Source organism: Allobosea sp. Tri-44, assembly GCF_004123845.1.
Taxonomy (GTDB): domain Bacteria; phylum Pseudomonadota; class Alphaproteobacteria; order Rhizobiales; family Beijerinckiaceae; genus Allobosea.
The window spans coordinates 1-1932 of record NZ_NBDP01000006.1 but is presented as its reverse complement, the minus strand read 5'-3'; the positions used below and the strand labels follow the sequence as shown (position 1 = coordinate 1932).

At 61.6% G+C, this 1932-nt stretch carries 3 protein-coding genes; 1 reads left to right on the top strand and 2 read right to left on the bottom strand.

Going from position 1 to position 1932, the window contains the following annotated elements:
* A partial coding sequence (locus tag B6S44_RS29610) for a hypothetical protein (RefSeq protein WP_206735091.1) occupies nt 1-180 on the top strand: 180 nt, incomplete at its 5' end.
* Between the two features lie 121 nt (nt 181-301).
* Here the strand turns inward: B6S44_RS29610 and B6S44_RS06495 are convergent.
* Both B6S44_RS06495 and B6S44_RS06490 read right to left on the bottom strand, forming a co-directional pair.
* Nucleotides 302-841: a hypothetical protein gene (locus B6S44_RS06495; RefSeq protein ID WP_349236365.1), complete on the bottom strand. Its 540-nt coding sequence runs from the start codon at nt 839-841 to the stop codon at nt 302-304.
* A 182-nt stretch (nt 842-1023) separates the two neighbouring features.
* Nucleotides 1024-1773, bottom strand: coding sequence for an exonuclease domain-containing protein (locus B6S44_RS06490; RefSeq protein ID WP_129155960.1), 750 nt, complete (start codon nt 1771-1773; stop codon nt 1024-1026).
* Nucleotides 1774-1932 lie beyond the last annotated feature (159 nt).

Below are 1932 nucleotides of genomic sequence, written 5' to 3'. Positions count from 1 at the left end.
CATTCCACGCTATATGATGCCATCAATCGAGAAATAGGCCGTTTGGCCATGCGCGGTACGACTGATGCAGGAGAGGATGTTGAGCTGACGGCCGCGGTTCGGAATGGGCTCAAGCTCTGTCTGGATGCCGCATGGCGCGAGGCTTCGGGACATCGTCCGGTTCCTGCGCAAACTCAGTGAGGCAGCGCTTGGCCGGCTAGCGAGAGCGATGAATCCACTCGCCGCCGATGCGTAGGTTGCGATTAGCGTTTTGCCGGAGCAGCTCGGTCCCGCCCTATGGCCGAAGTGTATGACGCATAAGTTAGCGTAGCAGACCTTCCGCATCGAAGGCGTCCCATCCTTCCAGTGATGCGTGCACATCAGGCTCGCTTGACCTGCCACCGGTCTTGCGTTTGCCTTTGCCAGCTCGGGTTAGCGCGGCCTTGGCGGCCGCCCGCCGGCGGGTTTCGACAACAGCCTGTGCATCCTCATCCCTCCACAGCACGGGCAAGTCGCCATTCAGAACGTCCTCGATGTGCCGAGGATCGAAGACGTGAAACGTCACTGCCTTTGAGCGTCCGCGCAGTTTGACCGTGCGTGTCCCGATGCTCTTGAGGCGTCCGTCTTTCAGCCATTTGTGTCGCTCTCGAGAAGAGATCGAGAGAATATCCTCGACCTCCCGCGGGAGCACGGGGAGATCGGCAACCTTCGCCAGCGCCTCGCCGACTTGCTCGGATGCAGCTCTGAGCTCGCCGGGCTCGGCTTCGGGCATGCATAGCAGGACGCGCCCGGCCTCGACGGCGACATCGGTTCGGAACGCGAGGGGAAGGCGACGCCGCAACTCACGCTCGAGCCCCTTCATACGGGTAACCGAGCCAAGCGTCGCCGATGACGCCAATGGCCATTCGATCGAGCGCTGGGAAGCTGGGAGTGTCATTCGCCGGGGTTCACCATGCCGCTTTCGTTCTGTTCCGGGTCGAACGGAAGAAACAACTCGCCCTGCCCTGTCGCTGTTCCGGGTCAGGAGAATTCTCGCCACCGACGTTACAAAAGCGAGGGCTGTGCAGGTTCCCTCGGCGGAATAACGTCTACATCTCCGCGCCGCTCTAGTTCCATCCTGGCACTGAAACGCACGTCGGCATCGCGAGCGCTTGCTAGTTCCTGCAAGGCGTCGCCGTTGAGTTGAACCCAGCCCTTGCCGCGATGCGGTCCGTCGGGAACTCGCGGCAGGAGTCCGGGCTCGAGGCTCCAGGCGAGCAGTTGTTCCAGAGAGGCTTCGTTCAACATGTCGCGCAGGTGGTGGGCGGTCACATAGGCATCAGGCATGGCTCGGTGCGCCGGGAGACCGAGCTCATGGATGAGCCCTTCGGGCTTACGTTGATAGCGCAGCATCTGGTTCGAAAAGCGCGGCAGTTGCGGCCACAGCCGTAATGCGCATTTCCATGTACAGATCCAGCGGGCTCCACCGGTTAGGTTTGGCGTGCAGTAACGTTGCTCGAAGGCCGCGCGGTGAGCGGCGAGCACATTGGCGCCGCCTTGCGGCCGCAGGGCTAACGGTGCGACCTCTTTCCAGAATGGCGCATCGGCGACGTCCTCGTCCCGGATGTGATGGATGGCCATTGTGTCGGGCGAGATCGGGCGGCCCGGATTGACAAGATAGGATCCCCGTTCTTGAGCGACATGCCATTGGCCGTCGGGACCGGCGACCACGTCTTGCCATCCGACTTCGCAGACGTCCTGCTTTCCATGTCCGGCCGTCTCGAGGTCGATGACCCTGACGCATTGGTTCGGCATGAAGCTCACATCAGCATCCTCTTCGACCGTTACAAGTCAGGAGCGGTATCTCGCCGGGGACTTTCGTCCCCGCCAAGGTGTCACCGGAAATCCCGCGTCTTTATCTTGATCGTGTCGATGTGGAGATCGGGGATATAGATATCCCGCGTCCGCAACCCT